The organism is Peristeroidobacter agariperforans (assembly GCF_004138335.1).
Classification (GTDB): domain Bacteria; phylum Pseudomonadota; class Gammaproteobacteria; order Steroidobacterales; family Steroidobacteraceae; genus Steroidobacter; species Steroidobacter agariperforans.
Genome location: NZ_RYFW01000002.1, coordinates 294,808 through 315,494, shown reverse-complemented (window position 1 = coordinate 315,494; position 20,687 = coordinate 294,808). Strand labels below are relative to the sequence as shown.

Sequence of the window (20,687 nt, the reverse complement as noted above, 5' to 3'; positions counted from 1 at the left end):
AGTGGCATGACCAGTATACCCTCCGACTTTGCGATCTGACCCATGCATACCATCGTCGATGCCCGCGTCATCATCACCTGCCCGGGCCGCAACTTCGTCACCCTCAAGATCACCACCAAGAGCGGCGTGTACGGCCTGGGCGATGCGACCCTGAACGGCCGTGAGCTCGCGGTGGCCAGCTATCTCACGGACCATGTGGTTCCGTGTTTGATCGGCCGCGACGCGCGGCAGATCGAAGACATCTGGCAGTTCTTCTACCGCGGCGCCTATTGGCGTCGAGGCCCGGTCACCATGACTGCGATCGCGGCCGTCGACGTTGCGTTGTGGGACATCAAGGCGAAGAACGCCAACATGCCGCTGTACGACCTGCTCGGCGGCGCGAGCCGCACGGGCGTCATGGTGTACGGCCACGCCAATGGCAAAGACCTCGACGAGACCATCGCGCAGGCGAAGAAGTACAAGGAGATGGGCTACAAGGCGATCCGCTTGCAGAGCGGCGTGCCCGGCCTGGCGTCGACCTATGGCGTGTCCAAGGACAAGCTCTATTACGAGCCGGCCGACGCCGCGAAGCCCACCGAAAATGTCTGGTCGACGATCAAATACCTGCCGACCGTGCCGAAGTTGTTTGCCGCCGCTCGCGAGACGCTCGGCTGGGACGTGCACCTGCTGCACGACGTGCACCATCGCCTGACGCCGCTCGAAGCCGGTCGGCTCGGCAAGGATCTCGAACCGTTCCGTCCGTTCTGGCTCGAGGACGCCACGCCCGCTGAAAACCAGGCGGGCTTCCGCACGATTCGCCAGCACACCACGACGCCGCTGGCGGTCGGCGAAGTGTTCAACTCGGTGTGGGACGCAAAGCAGTTGCTCGACGAACAATTGATCGACTACATCCGCACGACCATCGTGCACGCCGGCGGCATCAGTCACGTGCGCCGGATCGCGCACCTCGCCGAGCTGAACAATGTGAGAACCGGTTTCCACGGCGCGACCGATCTGTCGCCCGTCTGCATGGGTGCCGCCCTGCACTTCGATCTATGGGTGCCGAACTTCGGCATTCAGGAATACATGCGCCACACCGACGAAACCGATGCAGTGTTCCCGCACGCGTACACGTTCTCGAATGGCGAACTGCACCCGGGCGAAGCGCCGGGGCACGGCGTGGACATCGACGAAGCGCTGGCCGCGAAATATCCCTATCGGCCGGCGAGCCTGCCAGTGAACCGTCTCGAGGACGGCACGCTGTTCAACTGGTAGCGCCCTCTGCCGGCTTCGGCAGCGGCAGTGTGAAGTGCACTGCCGTGCCCTTGCCCGTTTCGCTCTCGATCCAGATGCGTCCGTCGTGCGCTTCGACGATGCGTTTGGTGATGTACAAGCCAAGGCCGGTGCCGGTGCGCCGGTTCTCGGCGCCCGAGAAATAAGCGTCGAACACCAGCGGCAAGTCCTCGCTGGCAATGCCCGGGCCGGTGTCGACGACCGATGCCTGGATGTGATCCTCGACCCTGTGCAGACTGATGCGGATCTGATCGCTGCGCCGACAGAACTTGATCGCGTTGCCCAGCAGATTCGAGAACACCTGCAGCACGCGCTCACGGTCGCAGAGCACGACGGCCGCCACCGCGTCACATTCTGCCGTCAGGCGAATACCTTTCTGTTGAGCCAACGGCTCGTGCACGGCGATGGCTTCATTCACCAGCTGCGCGGCGATCTCCGGTCGCGGCTTCACTTCGATGCGCCCGGAACGAATGCTCGCCATGTCGAGCAGATCCGCGATCACGCGGCTCATCAGATCGACCGTGCTCGATAGCCGTCCATGAATCGCGGCCCTGGCGTCGGCGCCGAGCTTCTCCGGCGGCTTGTTGAGCATTTGCACGCCACTCTTGATCGCCTGTAGAAAGTTGCGAATGTCATGCGAGACGACCGCCAGCACATCTTCGCGCGCCTGCACCGCATCGCGCAGCAGCGCTTCGCTTTCCCGCAGCTGCAGATATTGCTCCGCCAGTTTCTTGCGTTGTTGATCCAGCCGGATGAAGGTCTCGGTTTTGTGACGCAGGATGTTCGGGTCGACCGGCTTGAACAGAAAATCCACCGCGCCCGATTCGTAACCGCGAAACACCCGGTTCGCCTCGCCAGTGCCCGCGGTCAAAAAGATGATCGGAATGTATTTGGAGCGCTCGGCGCCGCGCATGTATTCGGCCAGCTCGAAGCCATTCATCTCCGGCATCTGCACGTCGACGAACGCCAGCGCAAACTCGTGTTGCAGGACCAGCTCCAACGCCTCGTTCCCCGAGCGCGCGGTGACTATGTCCGCATCGTCCCGGCGCAGCAGCGCTTCGAGTGCGACCAGATTTTCCTCGATGTCATCGACCACCAGAATGCGCGAACGCTCGGTCATGGGGACCTCCCGCTCACGAGGCTCATCAAACCGGAGGCTATGTCGTTGGGCGACCATACGTAAGTGGGCTCGAACAAGGCCAGCGCCGCCGCCGGCATGATGGCGACTTCGGCCGAAAGCGGCGACTGCACGATGGTCGTGCCGCCGGCCGCGTGAATCTCCTGCAATCCAGCGGCGCCATCTTCACTGGCGCCGCTCAATAAAACTCCGATGAGGCCCGCCCCATATACATCGCTCGCCGTCTCGAACAGCACGTCGATGGAAGGCCGGGAAAAGTGCACCGGCGGATCGACCGAGAGCGCGAAACTGCGTTGCGCCTCGACCAGCAAGTGATAACTGGGCGGCGCGATATAAATCGTGCCCGCGACCATGGGCTCTTTGTCTTCGGCCTGCTTGACTGTCAGCGGCGTATCGACGCCCAGCAACTCGGCGAGGCCGCTGGAATGTGAAGGCAGATGAATGACGATTACTACCGGGCAGGACAACGACTGCGGCAGTTCTCGCACTATCATCCGCAACACTTCGAGCGCGCCCGCCGAGCCTCCGATGACGACGGCACGCGGCACGGGCATCAATCCACCCTCCGGTAGATCTTCTGCTCGCCGCTGACCTCCTGAAAGCGCTGTGCGTAAGCCGAGAAGCGCACCGACTCCTTCGTGCCGAGACACAGGAATCCGCGCCGACACAGCGCATCGCTGAACAGCCCGAGCGCGCGATCCTGCAAAGCCTTGTCGAAGTAGATGAGCACATTGCGACACGACACCAGCTGCACTTCGGAAAAAATGCTGTCGGTCGCGAGGCTGTGGTCCGCGAATGTGATGTGCTGTTTCAGCGTCGGCGACATCACGGCGCTGTCTTTGGACGCATGATAATAGTCGGACAGCGAGCCGTGCCCGCCCGCCGTGCGATGGTTCAACGTGAACTGCTTCATCCGATCGAGCGAGTACACACCTTGCTGCGCCTTGCGCAGGCTGCCATCGTTGATGTCAGTGGCGTAGATGCGCGTGCGATCCAGCAGTCCCTCTTCGGCTAACAGAATCGCGTACGAGTAAGCCTCTTCACCCGTGCTGCAGCCCGCGACCCACAATTTGAGCGACGGATAAGTCGCCAGCAACGGAACGGCCTGGGTGCGCACGGCCAGGAAAAACTCTGGATCGCGAAACAGATCGCTGACCTGAACCGTCAGGTATTCGAGCAGGCGCGGGAACACGCTCTCATCGCTCAATACGCGCTCCTGCAACTGCGCCAGCGTCTGGCAATGGAAGTGTGTCAGGGCCTGCAGCAGCCGGCGCTTCAACGAAGCCGGCGCGTATTGGCGAAAATCATAGTGATACCGCTGGTACAGCGTTTCCAGCAGCTGGCGAATCTCGGCATCTGAGATATCCAGCCTCAACGCGGCGCTCCTCGCCGCACCGGCATCCAGATACGCAGCAGCGACAACAGCTTTTCGATGTCGATGGGCTTGGTGATGTAGTCGTTGGCGCCGGCCTGCAAACATTTCTGCCGGTCATCCGGCATGGCCTTGGCGGTGAGCGCAATGATGGGCAGGTTCGCCCAGCGACGCTCGGCGCGAATCGCCCGGGTCGCTTCGAAGCCGTCCATCTCCGGCATCATGATATCCATCAACACCAGCTCGATCTCCGGGCTGCGCGCCAGCACCTCGAGCGCTTCGCGGCCGTTGCGTGCGATTTCCAGGATCGCGCCATGCGGTTCGAGCACTCGCGTGATCGCGAACACGTTGCGTACGTCGTCCTCCACCAGAAGGATGCGGCGCTTCTCGAATATGGACTCGCGACTGCGCGCCACTCGCAACATGCGCTGCTGTTCCGCCGGCAGCGACGCTTCGACCCGGTGCAGGAACAAGGTCACTTCATCGAGCAATCGCTCGGGTGAGCGCGTGCCCTTGATGATGATGGACTTGGAGTAACGGCGCAGCTGCTGCTCTTCGTCCGCGGACAGGGTGCGGCCCGTGTAAACGATCACCGGCGGGAACGAATACGCCTCGTCGGTAGCCATCTTCTCCAGCAGCTCATAGCCCGACGCATCCGGCAGCGCCAGGTCGAGCACCATGCAGTCGAAGGTCGAGGAGCGCAGCTTTTCCAGCGCATCCGCCGCCGAAGCAACTGCAACTGTCTGCACCTGCTCGGACCGCAACAGGTGCTCGATGCTGTCACGCTGCATGGCGTTGTCTTCGACGATGAGCACGGCGCGCGTGGCGGCGTCGTTAGCCTTGCTCGCCAGAGTGGTGAGCGAGCCCAGCAGTTGCTCGCGCTCCACCGGCTTGCGCAGCACATTGGCGGCGCCCATCTCCAGCGCGACATGTGTGTAGTCGTGACCCGAGATGACCTGCACCGGAATGTGCCGGGTCGCCGGGTCGTGCTTCAAACGGTCGAGCACGGTCAGGCCGGTGTGATCCGGCAGGCGAATATCGAGCACGATCGCCGTCGGCCGATGCTTCAACGCCATCTCGATACCTTCGTCGGCCGTGTGCGCGACCATGCACTCGAATTGCAAACCCGATGCGAGCGTGGCGATCGTCTGCGCGAACGTCTCGTCGTCCTCGACGATGAGCAACAGGCGCGAGCCATTGGCAAGCGAGGGGGCAGGCTCCGTTGCTCGCTCGGTGAGTTTGCGCTCACGACTGCGCACGGGTGCGCTGACTGGCGGCGGCGGAACAGCGCGCTCCGCCTTTTCTTCCTGCGCCGGCATGCTGCGGGGGAGCACGAGCGTGAACGTGCTCCCCCGGCCCAACTCGCTGTGCAATTCGATCTGACCGCCGAGCATCGCCGCCAGTTCGCGCGAGATCGACAGGCCCAGGCCGGTGCCGCCGAAGCGGCGGTTGGTGGTGCCGTCGGCCTGGCGGAACGGCTCGAAAATGATCTCCTGTTTGTCCGGCGGGATGCCGATGCCGGTGTCCTCGACGGCGAACGCGATGTCGCCGCTGCCTGCACGCGTGAAGATCCTGAGCGAGACCTTGCCCTGCACGGTGAACTTCAACGCGTTCGACAGCAGATTGCGCAGGATCTGGCGCAGGCGCTGCGAGTCCGTTTCCAGCTCCGGCGGCGCATCCGGCGCCATCGTCAGTTCCAGCTCCACACGCTTCTGGGTCGCCATGGGACGGAACATCTGATTCATGTTGTCGAGCAATGACCGCAGCCCGATGGTCTCGCGCTTCAGGTCGATCTGGCGCGCTTCGATCTTCGACAGGTCGAGAATGTCGTTGATCAGCTCCAGCAGGTCATTGCCGGCCGAGTAGATGTTCCGGGCAAACTTCACCTGCTCCTCGGTGAGATTGCCGGGGGCATTGTCGGCCAGCAGTTTCGCGAGAATCAGCGAGCTGTTGAGCGGCGTGCGCAGCTCGTGCGACATGTTGGCGAGGAATTCGGACTTGAACTGATTCGAGCGCTCCAGCTCTGCGGCCTTGGCAACCAGCTCGCGACGCGCGACATCCAGATCGTCGTTCTGATGCGCGAGCATCTGCATGTGTTCTTCCAGCTGAACATTGGTCTGCTCCAGCTCCGCCTGCTGGGTTTCCAGACGCGCCTGGCTGTCGCGAAGCATATTGCTCTGCTGTTCGAGCTCTTCATTGCTGACGCGCAGCTCTTCCTGCTGGGTCTGCAGCTCTTCGGCCTGCGCCTGCGTCGCACGCAGCAACTCTTCACGCTCGCTGCGCAGACGAGCCGTACGAATCGCGACGCCCATCGGCTCGCTCAACAACTCCAGCAGCTCCAGATCGCCTTGACCGAGGGCTTCGACAAAACCGAGCTCCAGCACGCCGAGCGCCTGGCCATCGGCGACCACGGGACTGACGATAAGGGTCCTGGGCCGGATCGTGCCGAGCGCACCGCTGATCTCGAGCTCGCCCGCAGGCACGGACTTCAAATGGATGATCTTGCGGTCCTTGAGCACCTGGCCGACCAGGCCATCGTCAGCGGCAATGCTGACGCGAGCCGGATGCTCCGCCGGCACTGCATAGCCGCCGATGAATACCGCACCGGCCGAATCCTGACGCGCATATAGGGCGCCGACGCTCGCGCCCAGATACTCGCTGACGAACGTGGCGATCCGCTCGCCCACATCGGTCAGCGTCAGCTCGCCGAGCAGGCGCTGCGAGAGTGTAGATTCGGCCGTGCGCATCCAGTCCTGCTTGCGCAATGACTGACGCGACATGATGCTCATGCGGGTCTGGAAGGCGAACGCCCAGATTACGACCGTCGCGAAGGCGCGGTTCAGCATCGCGATGCTCGGCGATGTGCCCTCCGGCGAAAACTGGAAATCGATGATGATCAGCAGGGTCGACAGGCCCGCCACCGCAATGGGCGCGCCAGGTCGGGTCAGAAAAATCGAGGCGCCCAATGGAATGAGATAGAACAGCCACGTTGCCACGCCGACGCGGGTCTGCAGGTCCACCACGAAGATCGCGAGCATGCTCGCGGCGATGAACAAGTACCAACCGTTGTGCGTCTCTTTCTCGAAACGTTTACGCATGTCGCTGCTGGATTCCGCTGGCCGTGTCGGGGCTTCAGGAATCTGGCCGCGACTTAGTATTTGGCATGTCGCGGACAACGAACAGAGCCGCGCGAAAGTTCCCTACGGGCTCAATTTTCCCCGCTCGACGCCAGCCACATGCCAGCTAGCGCGATCACACCGCCAAGCATTTGACCGGAGTGCAGGATCTCGCCGAGAAACAGCACGGCGGTGAGCACGCCGACCAGCGGATCCAGATTGATGAAGGCACCGACCAGATTGGCTTCCAGCTCGCGCAGCGCGTAGCCATAAGCGATGTAAGCCAGCGCCGAAGCCGCGACGCCCAGGAAAATGACACCCAACCACGCCTGCGTGGACGGCGCTTGCCAAGGTGCGTGAGCCAACTCTATCGCCGCGAGCGGCACGAGCATCAGCGTGCCGAACACTGACACCAGGGCAATGGTTACCGCCTGATCCACATCCGCCAGACGCTTGGCGAATATCGTGTACGCGGCCCAGGACAACACCGCACCGATCATCCAGACCGCGCCGAGCAAGGGCTGCGGCGACGAGTTGTCGGACTCAGCGCCGAGCGCGACCAAGCCGACGCCGACGATGGACAGCACGATCCCGGCGATCCGGCGCTTCGACATTCGCTCCTTCAGAAACATCACGGCAGCGACGGCGACCGCCGCTGGCACTAACGCGTATATCAGGGCGCCCTGCGACGCGGAGCCATACACCAATGCGTAGTTGAATGCGATGGTGAAGGTGGCAATGCCGGTCAGCGCCATGCCGAGCAGCGCGCCCCAGGGCATGGGCTTCGGCAACGATCGCCAATTGCCTTTCAGCCACGCATACGGCAGCAACACGATCGCGGCGGTGAGAAAACGCAAGGTCGCCAGCATCATCGGCGCGATGTCTTTGGCGGCGGCCTTGGTGATGACGAAGGTGCTGCCCCAGACCACCATCGTCGCCACCAGCATGATCAGCGCCAGCGAGCGGCGCGATTCGCTCATGAAGGTTTCAACATTTTGTAGAAGAAATGCGTGGCGCAGTACGCCCCGTCGGGCATGAGTGCGTAGTCCGGGATGGTGCCGCAGTACTGCCAGCCCTGGCGTCGATACAGGCGCTCGGCGTCGTCACTGGCGGTGTCGAGCACGAGCACCGTTTTTCCGGCACTCAATGCTCCTTGTTCGGCAGCGGTCATCAACGCCGCACCAACACCGAGCCGGCGCGCTTGCCGATGCACCAACATTTTCGACACGTCGCCTCGATGCGGCTGGTTCTCCGGCAGGTCGAACACGACCTGCACCGTGCCGACGATGGCGCCTGAACCGTCTTCGGCCACGAAGATCAATCGCTCGCCGCGCCGCGCGCTTTCTGCCGCCTTTTCCCAGAACGCCCGCGCCTTCTCTAGCGTCATGGGCAACATGAAGCTGACCGACGCGCCGCCTTCGACGCAATCGATCAACACTTCGCTCAAGCCTTTGATTTCCCGTTCGCCTATGACTTGCAGGCGACGAATCTGGATGCCATCCGGCACGAGGAGTCCTTTGCAGGCGCCGCCTGCGAGTGCGAAAAAGATATACAGGCGCGGAAATGTGTTCAATGGCTGGCACAGGCGCAGGGCAGGAATGGTACTGTATATATCCTCAGCTCTGCAGCACCCCCATGCCGACGTCCGCGCCACCCATTTCTGTCACGGCTTCCGCGAACCTGTCGGTAGCCGTGCGAGTGTTGTGCCAGTTCACAGCCAAGCGCGGCGATCTGGACTTGCGCTTCACGCCAGCACCGAGCGCCCGCGAAGGTATCGCCGGCCACGTCGTCGTCGCGAACCGTCGGGGTCGCGATTATCAAACCGAAGTGACGCTCGAAGGCACGCACGATGGCTTGCAGGTGCGAGGACGCGCGGATGGTTATGACAGCAAAACGCGCCGTCTCGACGAGTGCAAGACCTATCGCGGCGATCTCGCCCGCATGCCCGACAATCACCGCGCGCTGCACTGGGCTCAAGCGAAAATGTATGGCGCCATGCTGTGTCGAAAGCAGGAGCTGCGAGAGCTCCGTGTCGCTCTCGTCTACTTCGATGTGGACACCGAGCACGAGACAGTGGTGGCGGAAGATTTCAGCGCCGAGGAGCTGCAAGCTTTCTTTACTGAGCATTGCGCCCGATACGCCAGCTGGGGCCGCGCCGAGCTGGAGCATCGCCAGGCGCGCGATCGAGCCCTGCTGGCGCTGAGCTTTCCATACGATTTCTATCCGGCGCAACGTCAGCTCGCCGAGACGGTTTATCGGGTCGCTGCGATGGGCGAGCATTTGCTCGCTCAAGCGCCCACCGGCGTGGGCAAGACGATGGGCACGCTGTTCCCCATGCTCAAAGCCATGGGCGCGCAGAAGATCGATCGGATCTTTTATCTCACGGCGAAGACCACCGGGCGTCAGCTGGCGCTCGACGCATTGAAGGCATTGACGCCGCCCGATCTCAAGCTGCGTGTTCTGGAAATCACGGCGCGCGAAAAGGTCTGCAAATATCCGGACTCGGCGTGCCACGGCGATTCCTGCCCGCTTGCCAAGAAATTCTACGACCGCCTGCCCGGCGCGCGATCGGCAGCGCTCTATCGCGGCACCATGACTCAAAAGGTCATCGGCAGCGTCGCGACCGAGCATGGCGTGTGCCCTTATTTCCTGTCGCAGGAACTGGCGCGCTGGAGCGACGTGATCATCGGCGACTACAACTATTACTTCGATCAAAGCGCATTCCTGTACGGCCTGGCGCAGGAGCAAGGGTGGCGGGTCGGCGTGCTGGTCGATGAGGCGCACAATCTCATCGAGCGCGCACGGCGTATGTATTCCGCGGTCATCGATGCGGAGACGCTGAGGCGAGCGAGAAAGGAATCGCCGCCGCTGCTCCGAGGCGCCATTCAACGGCTCAGCACTCAGTTCCAGCGCATCGCAGACGCCCAACAGGCGCCGTATCAGATTTACGATGTCCCGCCGAAGTCGCTGCTGAAGGCGCTGGACACCTATATCAGCCAGCAAAGCGCGCTGGCCGATCAGGCAGTGCTGTTTCCGGAGCACGTGCAGAAGTTGTTCTTCGATGCCCTCGCCTTCAACGGGCTGGCGGAGGAGTTCGCCGAGCATTCGCTGTTCGATATCACGCACCCCGAACATGCGACATTCACGATCCGAAACGTCGTGCCGGGGCCCTTCCTCAAACTGCGCTTCGCTCACACCGCTTGCGTCGTGCTGTTCTCGGCCACGCTCTCGCCCCGAGAATTCTATCTGGACTTGCTCGGCCTGCCCGACACCACGCGTTGGTTGGATGTGGAGTCGCCGTTCTCGCCGGATCAGCTCGACGTGCAGCTGGTGCGGCACATTTCCACGCGCTATCAGCACCGCGGCGATTCGATCGCGCCCATGGTCGAGCTCATCGTCCAGCAGTTCGAACGCCAGCCCGGCAACTATCTGGTATTCGCCAGCAGTTTCGATTACCTGGCGCGAATCGCCGAGGAGCTGGATCGAGTCGCTCCCCATATTCCCAACCGGCTGCAAGTGCGAAACATGTCGGAGGCCGAGCGCAAAGAATTCCTCGACGGCTTCGCCCCCGACGGCCGCAGCCTCGCGCTCGCGGTGTTGGGCGGCGCCTTCGGCGAAGGCATCGATTTGCCGGGCGAGCGCATGATCGGTGCGTTCATCGCCACACTCGGGCTACCTCAGCTCAACGATGTGAGCGAGCAGATGCGCCTGCGCATGGATGAGTTGTTCGACGCCGGCTACGCGTACACCTATTTATACCCCGGCTTGCAAAAGGTCATTCAAGCCGCGGGGCGCGTGATCCGGACGCGCAACGATCGCGGCATCGTGTATTTGATCGACGATCGCTTCGGCCGCCGTGAGGTCAGGAAGTTGTTACCGAAGTGGTGGAAGTTGAAGACCCGGGCGGTTTAATCTTGACTGCATGACGACGGCGCCCGCTCTCAGCACCTTCACCGTTCGGCGACCCGCGGCCGGGCTGGCGCGCTATGTCAGTCAATACTGGCTCAGCCTCAACAATGCATCGCCGGTGTACGCGGCGCTGCCGGATGGCTGCCTGGATCTGGTGCTCGAAGTCACTGCCAACAACTGTCGCTCCTGGATCTATGGCAGCACGACGCGCCCCACCGCGATTCGCTGCACGGCCGGCACTCACTACCTCGGCATCCGATTTCGTCCGGGGCAAAGCCGTCACTTCATTTCCGCCGCTGCACAGGAGATCACGGACGGCCGCGAAGATCTCCTGTCGCTGATGCGATTTCCGTCGGAGCGCGTCGCCGCTCACATTGCGACCGAAGCGTTGTTCGATGAGCTCGATGAGATTCTGCTCGAAGCGCTGTGTCGCGCTCCGCCGTTTGAAAGTTATATCGATGGCGTCGTTCGGCACATCGAAGCTCACCATGGCGCCACGAGGATCGACGATGTCGCTGCTCGCTTCGGCAAGAGCCGTCGACAGATGGAGCGGGTGTTCCTGCAGACCGTCGGCGTGCCGCTGAAGTTCTTCTGCATGATCTCGCGGCTCCGGCATGCAGCCGACTTGATCGTTCACCCGGCTGCGCGCTCTTTGACCGCGGTGGCGCATGACGCCGGCTACTGCGATCAAGCTCACATGACTCGCGACTTCACCCGCCTCGCCGGCGTCTCTCCCGGCCAGCTGCGCGCGGATGACGCATTTTTTCAATACCACTCGCCCCGTTGAGCGCATGCTCGCGCTTTCTTCCGCGAGGAATTCGTCATGCAATTGGAATCTGCCTATCCGGTCATCGTCACCGATGCGATCGGCGCCTGCCGCGATTTCTACGTGCGCCACTTTGGCTTCGAAGTCGTGTTCGAGTCGTCGTGGTTCATCTACCTGGCTTCGAAGGCGAATCCGGTGCTGGCCATCGCTTTCATGTCACCGGACCATCCCTCCTCGCCGCCCGGACCCGAGAAATTCAATGGCCAGGGCATGTTCTTCACCTTGCAGGTCAGTGACGCGGCGCTGGAGTTTCAGAAAGTGCGACAGTCCGGCGCGCGCATTGCGTACGAGCTGCGCGATGAGCCGTGGGGCCAGCGTCGCTTCGGCATGCACGACCCGTCCGGCACCTGGGTCGACGTGGTTCAACAGATCGAACCGGCGCCGGGCTTCTGGGATCCCTATATGAAATCGGCCTAACGACAGACTCGATACGGACCGCGATCGAAATGGAAATGGTCGCGGTGAGCGGCGTTGTAGTCCGGGCTCAACACGCCATCGAAGAAGCGGCACGCGCCAGTGCGCACCTCTCGAAGAAACGCAGCCTTCTCTGCGCCCTCCTCCCAATCCTTCAAAACTCGAATCCGCTGCCCGTCTTCGAGCACGAATCCAGCGACATCCAACGCTTCCGCCGTCGCGTGCTGACTTCGCGTCGCATTCGCGCGCCCGTAAACGTTTCGACAGGAATAGCTGCCGAAGTGCTCCAGCGTCGCAACGTTCTGACCAAAGTACTTTTGCGCCGCTGGCGCGAGCACATGACGCTCCCACAAAGCCAGTGAGACCGCCGCCCGGCAACTCAAGGAGAACGGCTTGCTGACTCGACTCGATGTTCGATCGACGCGCACTGCATTGAAGAAACCACACGCCGGGCCGGTGACTTTATTGTCCAGCCGCTCGAATTCGATATCGGTCGTCGCCAGCACCTGCTGACATTGCTCCGAGCTCTTCGACAGCCGATTGAGCTTGTGTCGGGTCAGAAAGTTGGGCTCGGCATTCACATCGAGCTGCGCCCACGGATTCCAGTCTGGCGGCACATCGATTGCGCCGCTGCGCACTCCGTAGAGCGCGCCGGCGACGATCAGTGCAAGCACGGCGACCAGAATCAGCAGACGCATGATTCAAGAACCCGCGGCTTGCTTCCCGGGTTGCATGCCACGGATGCGTCAAAATTGCGTCGATCCTCAAGGCACGTTGATCGACTGATTCTCCAACTGCGGCGTGTGCACCGGCAGGCGCCGCACGCGCGTAGCTTGTTCGAAGCTGTAGCCGAGCGCGAACAACTTCGGTTCGCTGAAGGCGGGACCGAAGAAAGAAATGCCGACGGGCAGATCGTCCGTCGTGAAACCGGCGGGCACGATCAAGTCGGGAAAGCCCGTGAGGTTGGCGATATCCACAGCGGACGCCGAGTCCGGCGAGGGCGGCGCCTCGGCCATCAACGGCGGCCGACGCGACGAGGTCGGGTAGACGATGGCATCGAGCTTCTCCGCCGCGAGGATGCCTTCGACCACCGCGCGAACCATGGGCAGGGCGTGATCGCGAACGGACAAGTAACGATAGTCGTCGAGCTTGCCGCTCTCCGCTTCCTTCTTGAACAGGTTCCAGCGAACCGGGTTCGGGCCGGCGCCGCGGGGGCCCAACGAGCGCACGTCATTCGATCGTTCGATCAGGTCCTGGATGTTTTTCGGATAACCCGGCCCGGTCGCGGCCAGATACTGGCTGATCTGGGCGACGAACTCCGGGCGACGGACCGCGGCATAGAACTCCGGCTTGCTGTCGAGCAGCCACTTCGGAAAGCGCACGTCCACGATGGTCGCGCCCGCTTTGCGCATCGATTCGAGCGCCGACTCCATCACCCAATCGACATCGGGATCCGCGCCGAGAAAATCGCGAGCGATGCCGATACGCGCGCCTTTCAATGCACCGGTCTTCAAGAACTGAGTGTAGTCGGTTGTGAATTTTCCCTTGCTCTTCTGGGTCGCCGGATCCGCGGAGTCGACGCCCGTCATGACCCCCAGTGCGACGGCAACGTCATAGACGCTGCGTGCCATCGGTCCGCCCGTGTCGAAGGACAACGCCAGCGGAATGATGCCGTCGCGGCTCATCAAGCCGTGCGTTGGCTTCAAGCCCACGATGCCGTTTGCGGATGTGGGGCCACGAATCGAGCCGCCGGTGTCCGTACCCAAACCGATCGGCGCATACGCTGCGGCGATGGCTGCGCCCGTCCCGCTGGACGAGCCGGATGGGGTGCGCATCAAGTCATGAGGATTGAGCGTCTGGCCACCGAGCGAACTGTGCGCCGTGCCCGAGGCGAACTCGGAGAGATTGAGCTTGCCCAGAATGATCGCGCCGGCGTCGCGCAGCTTCTTGACGACGAATGCATCATTGGGCGGCACCCAGTTCTCGAGCAGCACCGAGCCGCCCGTGGTGGGCATGTCGAACGTATCGAAGTTGTCCTTCAGCAGCACCGGCACGCCGTGCAACGGCGAGCGCGGACCCTTGCTCTTGCGCTCGGCATCGAGCGCGCGCGCGGTCTCGAGCGCTTTGGGATTCAGCATGATGACGGCGTTGATCTTCGGACCCTGGTGGTCGTACGCCTCGACACGCGCGAGGCAATGCTGGACCAGTTGTTCGGACGTGAGCGTGCCGGCTTTGAAGGCCTGGTTCAGATCCGCGACAGTCGCTGCGTCGAAATCGACAGTAGCCGCTCGCGCACAGTTGAAGTAACCGATCAGCAACGCGGCCACAGTCGCCAGGCCGCACGAACGCTTCGATGTCACGGAATGCTCCCCGGAGGTCTTGTTGTGCAGCGAAGATAGCAGGATGCAAGCCCGCGCGGCGACTGCTGAATTCATCCAAGCAAGCGGCACATCGCGAATTATTTTCGTCCTACGCGAACCGGCAGCGCCAGCTTGCTCAACACCTCGGCTGCATGCTGTCTTACTTCCTCATCGCTACGCAGATTGTGGTCCAACAATCGCTCGTAACACGCCCACACCAGAAAGAACGCGGCACCGGTCGCGCTGGTCCAGTCACGCTGCAAGGATGCGAAGCTCGCACCGCTGTGAACGATGCGGTTGCGAATGCTGTACAGATCGCAGAACTGGGCCAACCTTTTCTGGAAAGTGCTCACGACTGGCGGGCAAATCCTGCTCGTCCCAATTGCAGGTCAACGCTGCGATGTACCGGCGATGCTTGTCACCTCTGACTTCAACCGCCGCCACCGCATCCAACGCGTAAATGAGTTGCAGGAACGATGCTTCCGGCACCACCAGATACAACGAGGTTCCAAGCGAACGAAGCGCGTGCCGAATCACGCCTTGATTGGCCCGCTCATCGCGACCCACGATGATCTTTGCGGCCAACTGATCGGTGTCACTGGGTGTGAAGGATTCGACGTCCAAGCCGAGCCAGTTGTTTTGCACCCCGAATGCATCGGTCACATTTCGATAGATGCTCGGCGGCAGCGCCGGATGTTCTGGCATCAGATAGAACACCGAGGCGCCATCGGCAACGCGACCTGCCCGACCGGGCGAACATTCAAGACGCTTATGGTTGCAGTAATGCACTCGCACGATATCGAGGCAACGATCGGCGATGTCGAGCACATAGTCGGTCAGCGGCGCTGCGTCGATCACTGAAGCGTGTCAGCAGTTCGTCACCGATCATGGCAGCAGCCTGGGCTTCGCGAGGTGCGTGACTTGCCCGTCAAAACACTGCTCGAGATCACGCGCGATCCGGAGATCTGCCAGAACGTCGACGTGTACACCGCACGGTGCGATGATATTCTCAAGCTGCCGTACTAAGGCAGCGGAAATCGTTCCGGGAGGATGCCAGAAATAATGGCCGCCGCACGCACGGTGGCTGTCGGCATGGTGCAGGCGCAGATCAAAGCATTCCTTGGCAAGGTCAGCGCGAAGCGGCAGATGGAGCTGGTCGCCCGGCTCAACCAGCTCTAATTAGAACGGGGAGTGTTCATGAGTTCGTTGCGGTCCGGCCGCTCGCTGGGCAAGGCGGTCCTGTCGACTTTGATGCTGTCTGCGTTGGCCGCCTGTGGCGGTGGCGGTGGCAGCAGTGATGGCACCGGCAACAACAATGGTGGCAACGGCAATGGCAATCCCCCGGCGCCGACGATGAGCCGGCTGACGCTCACCGGCACGGTCACCGATGCGCCGATCCCGAGCGCTGTGGTCACCGCGACCATCGGCAGCCAGACCTTCACCACTACCGCCGATGCGAACGGCAACTATCGACTCGAGCTGGCCGTCGAAGAGAGCGCGGCTGGCGGGTTCATTACCTTGAAGGCCAAGGGCGCCGGCGCGCAGTCGTATGTCGAGTTCACCAGCCGGCTGGGCGCCTTCCAGGCGCTGAAGACTCAGGCGGGCAGCGACGAGGTCCTGTCGAGCAGCGAGAACTTCGCTACCCAGATCACCAATGTCAGTACCGCGCTGGCCGTGCTGCTGCAAGAAGCGAACGGCGGACAGGCGGTCAACAGTCAGACGCTGATCGATACGCTGACACCGAAGCTGAGCGCTGAAGCCCTGCTCAGGCTGGCCGCCGCCATCAAGCTGCTGGTCGACCAGCCCGACGTTTATCCGATGCCTTCGGGCCAGACCTCACTGCAATCATTGCTGGCCAATGCGACGCTGCGCGAAGAGCTCGTCACCGACCTGTTCATCCAGAATCCCACGACGTTCCGAAATGCACAGAGCGCCATCGCCAGCGATCCGACACTGACACAGCCGATCACGACCGCCTCGCTACCCTCGACGCTGACGGCAGCGTCGCTCAGGAATGACGTTGCAGCGTACGGGATTTCCGATCGCACAGTGTCGTACACCTTCAATTCCAACGGCACCGGCGTGGCTTCCACCGCGACCCGGAATCTGAACATGACCTGGACTGTTTCGGGCGCGAGCGTCGAGATCACTTATGACGACGGGCCAGTCGAGATGGGTGGCTGGGAGCTGGCGAGTTGCCCCGGAGACGACTATGGCGACACGCCCGCCGAATACGAAGTTGCCTACAGCACACCCGGCGTGAAACTGACGCTGCTCAACAAGGACCTGCTGGCGATCACCGAGTCGCGGCACGTCGTCGCTCGAGGCTGTGGCACCATCGGCCCGCAGCCAGAGATCGTGACCGAGGCTCGCACCATCCTCGATGACCAGGACTTCCTGCCATTCGATATCGCCGAGCTGCGCGACTCGACCCGAACGCTGTGGATCTACAACCGAGACCCCGACGGCGAATACGTGGGGCGCAGCTTCATGCCCGATGTGGCACAGCTGAATGCGAACGGTACCGGCACGACCCGCGCGTTCGGCAAACAATTTTCGTGGTCGCTCGATGCCAGCGGCGCCCTCAACATCGCGTTCGTCGACGGCGTGACGGCCCGGTTTCGCTCGATCCGCGAGCTGGACAGTGTCGCCACCGACGTGCTGTATGAATTCACGCTGCCGAGCGGCCGTCGTGTCGACGCCGGTGCGTCGCTGCGAACGGATCCGCAACAACAGCTCGCGTTCACCCCGGACCATGTGCTGGGCCGCCATTACTTTTTTGGGCTCGATCGAGCGCCGATCGCTCCTGGAGCGAAGGGCTCCCGCTGGCGCTTCGATGCCGGCGGCCTCGGCACCCGGGAGGCCGAATATCTCGACCAGAACGGCAATCTTTACGTTCGCGACAGCAGCAGCGGCGGCTACTACTCATACTGGGCTTTCGAGTGGATCATCGAGGGCGACGAACTCGTCCTGAAATACTGCGAGCCAGACTGGGTGCCGTGCAATTTGACCCAAGACGCACACATGACGGTGCTGGCACGAGATGGGGCGCGCACTTACTGGTTCGAGACGTGGCGGCAATACGTGCCCGACGTAGACCAGGGCTTCCTCACGGACACCTTGATCAGGTATTACGACTACGAGCCGTTCGACGCCCCCTCCGCCGTCGCCAGCAAGGCTTCGAGCGCTCGCCCATAAGACACGAATGTGAGTTAGCCTCGGCAAACGGGTGTGTAGATGGATCTTCAGCATGACAACCATGGCATTTTTACTTGCGATGTCGCTCTGGATGACCGCGGCCTCCAGTGCGCAAGTGAAACATGCCGAAGATCTGCAGCGGGCCATCGATCTTTACGATCGCGGTAAATATGTCGAAGCGATCGAGCTTTATAAGAAGCTGATCGAAGTCGAGCCGAATCATCCGGCGCTGTTATATGAGGCGGGACTGACCGCGAAGGCGCTCGGCGACTTGAAGGCTTGCATCGCCTATGCGACAGACGCTGTTGCCACCAAGCAAGGTCTCCAGTCGAGCCTGGCTTTGTTGGGTAGCTGCCAGGACGATGCAGGTGATTCAAAGGCCGCGGTCGAATCGTTCGAGCGAGGGCTGGCCATTGCGCCCACCGACTCGCAACTCAACTACAACTACGCGCTCACGCTTGCGCGACTCGGCAGGACCGCGGAAGCTCGGAAGCATGCGGGCATATCGATCGAGAGCGATCCGACTCGTTCTTCAGCATACTTGCTGTACGCGGGCACATTGGACGCCTACAGATTGGATGGTGCTGCCGCGCTGACGCGCCTGCGCTTCATCATTTTGGAGCCCAAGTCACAGCGCGCGGCCGATGCGGCCGCAGCGATCGCGACGCGCGTGACGAAGTATCGCAACGAAGGCATAACGACGGATCGCGCGGCCGACGACGTGCAGGTGAGCTCCAAGTCGGATCTGGCACTGCTGGCGTTGAACGTTGCACTCGCGCTCGCGATCGATACCGAACATAAATACACTCCCGTGGACGCCCCCGATGCCGCTCGTTTTGTGGCAGCCATGACCAACCTTCTGACCGGGACCATCGTAACGCACGAGAAGACGGCGGCACTGGAGTTCGTGTGGAACTACGCGGCCGCGCCTTTGGAAGACTTCACCAAGGTTGGGCTGCTACAAACATTCCTCTATTACGTCGCGGGACTGGCCAAGCTCGACGGCAGCCGGGAATGGCTCGAAGCTCATCCGGCGGAACTCGAAGTGCTCGAACGCGCGTTTCGGGCCACGAACGGGAAGGTTTCAGCCGGCGCTCGGTAGCGCGTACTTCATCCTGATCTCCGCGCGTTGAGCGATCTTCTTGCCGTCGCGCTCCACAGGCTCGAACTTCCATTGTCGAAGCGCCTCCACCGCGGAGGCGTCGAAGAGGCCCGCCGGGTGGGCCTCTTCGACTTCGATGTCGGCAACCGTGCCATTCGGCAACAACGTGAACCTCAGCCGAACCCAGCCTTCGACTCCGGTGGCCGCCTCGGGCCATGTTGGTTGAACGGTGTATGTGCGCTTCAGCGTTGAAGCCGAGACAACATCCTGCTCGCTAGCGGACGTTTGCGTTGTTTGACCGTAACAGGCTGCCGTTACTGTGATCGCGGCCACGAGAACCAGCGAGAGAACCGGAACCCGAACCATGGGTGTCACTCCTTTGAGGCGCCGCAGATCGTGAATGTTTGTCTCGATTCCAGCCGTTCAGGGCCGGCGCGTCAAGATGTTTCAAACGGCGCTCAGATGCCCGCGTACCATGACCACCCATTCTGGATGAACCCCCGGGCGCCGTGGTCGTCGAAGTGATCGGTCACCACGATGCGCCTGAGAAACTTCGTGCTCTTGTAACCGAGCTGTGTCTCGACCCTGGCTCGCAATGGCGCGCCGTGGCTGATTGGCAAATCACGGCCATTCATGCCGTAGGCCAGGATGGTCTGCGGGTGCAGGGCATCGAGCATGTCGATACCGTCAACCCAGCCATCGTACGCGTAGAACTGCACGAACCGGGCTGTCGAGCGAATCCCGGCGGACTCCAGGACGCTGCGCAGAGGCACACCGGTCCACTGCGCGATCGCCGACCAGCCCTCTTCGCACGTGTGCCTCGTGATCTGAGTCCGGGACGGCATGCGTTTCAACTCATCGAGTGAGAAAGCGAGCGGCCGGGCCACGCTGCCTTCGACGGGGAGCCGCCAATCTGCAAACCGATTGGCGAGCAGACGCTCATAGACCGGCCCGTGCTCCTTATGGCCGGATGGATTCGTCGTGCCAATCGCGGGCACCGAGGAAATATCCGCATAGTCGTATTCCCGCGCGAGCGACTGGGCAGGCAGCAGCAGCCGGTGGGCCTTGTACGTCAACAAATCGCCCATGCGGAGCACGTGACCATAGGTCGGCGGATCGGTTTGGGAACAGCCGGCCAGCAGCACGCCGGCCGAGGACGCCATGCTTGTGATAAATGCGCGACGTGGCATCCGACTTGGCTGCTTCATTGCTCACTTCCCCAGGTCATGGCTCGCAGCTGGCGACTGAAACCCGTCGCAATCACCATCGCGACGTGAACTATCAAGAAGAGCACCAGGACCGTGAATCCAAAGAAATGGATCGTGCGGGCGGTCTGGTAGCCGCCGAACACATCCAGGAGGATCGGATAGGCGGCGGTCACCGCCGGCGACATCGTCAGCCCTGTTGCGACCATCAAGGGCAGAACGACGAACATGACACTCGTGTATGCCAGCTTTTGTAGCAATCCATAAGGCGGCCCGACGCCCGCCGAACCGACGCGCGGAGAAAAGTGGTTGCGCAAGTCCTGCAGCAATGAGCGCGGCGAGAGCTCGCGGCCACTGGGAAGCAAGTCACGTTTCACGTGCCCGCTCGAGACGCCGAGCGCAACATAGATGGCGCCGATGCCGACGAGTATCCATGCAGCCAGGAAGTGCAGACTGCGTGCCCAGCCATTCTGATTAAATATATGAAAGTTGCGTTCCGCGGTGACCGGCGCCCCGGGCACCTCGGTGAACACCATCCTGCTCTGCAACTCTTCCGGGCGATAATTGTTGCTGATGGGCAGCGTCAACAGCGCCGGCGTCAGATCGTTGCCGACGTGGCCCCAATAAAGACGGGGATGCACCATCAGGATGAAAAATCCGCTGAGCGCCAGCGCCGTGAAGCTCGCCACAGCAATCCAGTGGCAGGTTCTCACCCAGCGGCTGTGTCCCCGTGATGGCTTCATAACATCAGTGTAGATGCGAGCGCCGCCCCTCC

At 62.1% G+C, this 20,687-nt stretch carries 18 protein-coding genes; 6 read left to right on the top strand and 12 right to left on the bottom strand.

The window, feature by feature from the left end:
- The first annotated feature begins 42 nt into the window (after positions 1–42).
- On the top strand, positions 43–1,254 hold the full coding sequence (manD, locus tag EK373_RS15300) for a D-mannonate dehydratase ManD (protein ID WP_129644403.1): 1,212 nt from the start codon (positions 43–45) through the stop codon (positions 1,252–1,254).
- Here the strand turns inward: manD and EK373_RS15295 are convergent.
- The 6 genes from EK373_RS15295 to EK373_RS15270 form a co-directional block, all read right to left on the bottom strand.
- Complete coding sequence (locus tag EK373_RS15295) at positions 1,244–2,392, bottom strand: hybrid sensor histidine kinase/response regulator (protein ID WP_198683368.1); 1,149 nt, start codon at positions 2,390–2,392, stop codon at positions 1,244–1,246. The genes manD and EK373_RS15295 overlap by 11 nt on opposite strands.
- Positions 2,389–2,964, bottom strand: a complete 576-nt coding sequence (locus EK373_RS15290) for a chemotaxis protein CheB (protein ID WP_129644400.1) — start codon at positions 2,962–2,964, stop codon at positions 2,389–2,391. Before EK373_RS15290 ends, EK373_RS15295 begins: the two co-directional genes overlap by 4 nt.
- Complete coding sequence (locus EK373_RS15285) at positions 2,964–3,785, bottom strand: CheR family methyltransferase (protein ID WP_232831122.1); 822 nt, start codon at positions 3,783–3,785, stop codon at positions 2,964–2,966. Before EK373_RS15285 ends, EK373_RS15290 begins: the two co-directional genes overlap by 1 nt.
- Complete coding sequence (locus tag EK373_RS15280) at positions 3,782–6,880, bottom strand: response regulator (RefSeq protein WP_129644396.1); 3,099 nt, start codon at positions 6,878–6,880, stop codon at positions 3,782–3,784. The genes EK373_RS15285 and EK373_RS15280 overlap by 4 nt, the downstream gene beginning before the upstream one ends.
- Positions 6,881–6,990: 110 nt before the next feature.
- Positions 6,991–7,878 (bottom strand): DMT family transporter, encoded by an 888-nt coding sequence (locus EK373_RS15275; protein WP_129644394.1) that lies wholly within the window; start codon positions 7,876–7,878, stop codon positions 6,991–6,993.
- The gene (locus EK373_RS15270) at positions 7,875–8,405 is read right to left on the bottom strand and encodes a GNAT family N-acetyltransferase (RefSeq protein ID WP_198683515.1); all 531 of its coding nucleotides are present in this window, start codon (positions 8,403–8,405) and stop codon (positions 7,875–7,877) included. Before EK373_RS15270 ends, EK373_RS15275 begins: the two co-directional genes overlap by 4 nt.
- 128 nt (positions 8,406–8,533) lie before the next feature.
- On the opposite strand from EK373_RS15270, the gene EK373_RS15265 reads away from it, so the two are divergent.
- Genes EK373_RS15265 through EK373_RS15255 form a run of 3 tightly spaced genes read left to right on the top strand, consistent with a single transcriptional unit; the run spans position 8,534 to position 12,050 of the window.
- Positions 8,534–10,810: an ATP-dependent DNA helicase gene (locus EK373_RS15265; RefSeq protein ID WP_129644392.1), complete on the top strand. Its 2,277-nt coding sequence runs from the start codon at positions 8,534–8,536 to the stop codon at positions 10,808–10,810.
- A gap of 10 nt (positions 10,811–10,820) precedes the next feature.
- Positions 10,821–11,594: a helix-turn-helix domain-containing protein gene (locus EK373_RS15260; protein WP_129644390.1), complete on the top strand. Its 774-nt coding sequence runs from the start codon at positions 10,821–10,823 to the stop codon at positions 11,592–11,594.
- Positions 11,595–11,630: 36 nt separating this feature from the next.
- Positions 11,631–12,050 carry a VOC family protein gene (locus EK373_RS15255; RefSeq protein ID WP_129644388.1) on the top strand — a complete coding sequence of 140 codons (420 nt, stop codon included), beginning with the start codon at positions 11,631–11,633 and terminating at the stop codon, positions 12,048–12,050.
- Here the strand turns inward: EK373_RS15255 and EK373_RS15250 are convergent.
- The 3 genes from EK373_RS15250 to EK373_RS15240 form a co-directional block, all read right to left on the bottom strand.
- Entirely contained in the window at positions 12,047–12,745 is a 699-nt protein-coding gene (locus tag EK373_RS15250) for an extensin-like domain-containing protein (protein WP_129644386.1), read from the bottom strand. The two genes, EK373_RS15255 and EK373_RS15250, sit on opposite strands and share 4 nt — an antisense overlap.
- Before the next feature lie 66 nt (positions 12,746–12,811).
- Positions 12,812–14,407 (bottom strand): amidase family protein, encoded by a 1,596-nt coding sequence (locus EK373_RS15245; RefSeq protein WP_232831120.1) that lies wholly within the window; start codon positions 14,405–14,407, stop codon positions 12,812–12,814.
- A 252-nt stretch (positions 14,408–14,659) separates the two neighbouring features.
- The gene (locus EK373_RS15240) at positions 14,660–15,265 is read right to left on the bottom strand and encodes a hypothetical protein (RefSeq protein ID WP_129644382.1); all 606 of its coding nucleotides are present in this window, start codon (positions 15,263–15,265) and stop codon (positions 14,660–14,662) included.
- A 339-nt stretch (positions 15,266–15,604) separates the two neighbouring features.
- Here EK373_RS15240 and EK373_RS15235 point away from each other — a divergent pair, with 339 nt between their 5' ends.
- Positions 15,605–17,605, top strand: a complete 2,001-nt coding sequence (locus EK373_RS15235; protein ID WP_129644380.1) for a carboxypeptidase-like regulatory domain-containing protein — start codon at positions 15,605–15,607, stop codon at positions 17,603–17,605.
- Positions 17,606–17,666: 61 nt separating this feature from the next.
- Positions 17,667–18,707 carry a tetratricopeptide repeat protein gene (locus EK373_RS15230; protein WP_232831119.1) on the top strand — a complete coding sequence of 347 codons (1,041 nt, stop codon included), beginning with the start codon at positions 17,667–17,669 and terminating at the stop codon, positions 18,705–18,707.
- Here the strand turns inward: EK373_RS15230 and EK373_RS15225 are convergent.
- The 3 genes from EK373_RS15225 to EK373_RS15215 all read right to left on the bottom strand — a co-directional run bounded on the left by EK373_RS15225 (position 18,690) and on the right by EK373_RS15215 (position 20,655).
- Positions 18,690–19,073, bottom strand: coding sequence for an energy transducer TonB (locus EK373_RS15225; RefSeq protein WP_129644376.1), 384 nt, complete (start codon positions 19,071–19,073; stop codon positions 18,690–18,692). The two genes, EK373_RS15230 and EK373_RS15225, sit on opposite strands and share 18 nt — an antisense overlap.
- 92 nt (positions 19,074–19,165) lie before the next feature.
- Complete coding sequence (locus tag EK373_RS15220) at positions 19,166–19,870, bottom strand: molybdopterin-dependent oxidoreductase (RefSeq protein WP_198683367.1); 705 nt, start codon at positions 19,868–19,870, stop codon at positions 19,166–19,168.
- 41 nt (positions 19,871–19,911) lie between these two features.
- Complete coding sequence (locus EK373_RS15215) at positions 19,912–20,655, bottom strand: cytochrome b/b6 domain-containing protein (RefSeq protein ID WP_129644374.1); 744 nt, start codon at positions 20,653–20,655, stop codon at positions 19,912–19,914.
- Between the last annotated feature and the right edge of the window lie 32 nt (positions 20,656–20,687).

Excerpts from the sequence above, each read along its gene's own strand:
- EK373_RS15260 (WP_129644390.1), top strand. The coding sequence starts at position 10,821 with ATGACGACGGCGCCCGCTCTCAGCACCTTCACCGTTCGGCGACCCGCG.
- EK373_RS15295 (WP_198683368.1), bottom strand. The coding sequence starts at position 2,392 with ATGACCGAGCGTTCGCGCATTCTGGTGGTCGATGACATCGAGGAAAAT.
- manD (WP_129644403.1), top strand. The coding sequence starts at position 43 with ATGCATACCATCGTCGATGCCCGCGTCATCATCACCTGCCCGGGCCGC.
- EK373_RS15250 (WP_129644386.1), bottom strand. The coding sequence starts at position 12,745 with ATGCGTCTGCTGATTCTGGTCGCCGTGCTTGCACTGATCGTCGCCGGC.
- EK373_RS15275 (WP_129644394.1), bottom strand. The coding sequence starts at position 7,878 with ATGAGCGAATCGCGCCGCTCGCTGGCGCTGATCATGCTGGTGGCGACG.
- EK373_RS15265 (WP_129644392.1), top strand. The coding sequence starts at position 8,534 with ATGCCGACGTCCGCGCCACCCATTTCTGTCACGGCTTCCGCGAACCTG.
- EK373_RS15215 (WP_129644374.1), bottom strand. The coding sequence starts at position 20,655 with ATGAAGCCATCACGGGGACACAGCCGCTGGGTGAGAACCTGCCACTGG.
- EK373_RS15255 (WP_129644388.1), top strand. The coding sequence starts at position 11,631 with ATGCAATTGGAATCTGCCTATCCGGTCATCGTCACCGATGCGATCGGC.
- EK373_RS15225 (WP_129644376.1), bottom strand. The coding sequence starts at position 19,073 with ATGGTTCGGGTTCCGGTTCTCTCGCTGGTTCTCGTGGCCGCGATCACA.
- EK373_RS15220 (WP_198683367.1), bottom strand. The coding sequence starts at position 19,870 with ATGGCGTCCTCGGCCGGCGTGCTGCTGGCCGGCTGTTCCCAAACCGAT.
- EK373_RS15235 (WP_129644380.1), top strand. The coding sequence starts at position 15,605 with ATGAGTTCGTTGCGGTCCGGCCGCTCGCTGGGCAAGGCGGTCCTGTCG.
- EK373_RS15230 (WP_232831119.1), top strand. The coding sequence starts at position 17,667 with ATGGCATTTTTACTTGCGATGTCGCTCTGGATGACCGCGGCCTCCAGT.
- EK373_RS15290 (WP_129644400.1), bottom strand. The coding sequence starts at position 2,964 with ATGCCCGTGCCGCGTGCCGTCGTCATCGGAGGCTCGGCGGGCGCGCTC.
- EK373_RS15280 (WP_129644396.1), bottom strand. The coding sequence starts at position 6,880 with ATGCGTAAACGTTTCGAGAAAGAGACGCACAACGGTTGGTACTTGTTC.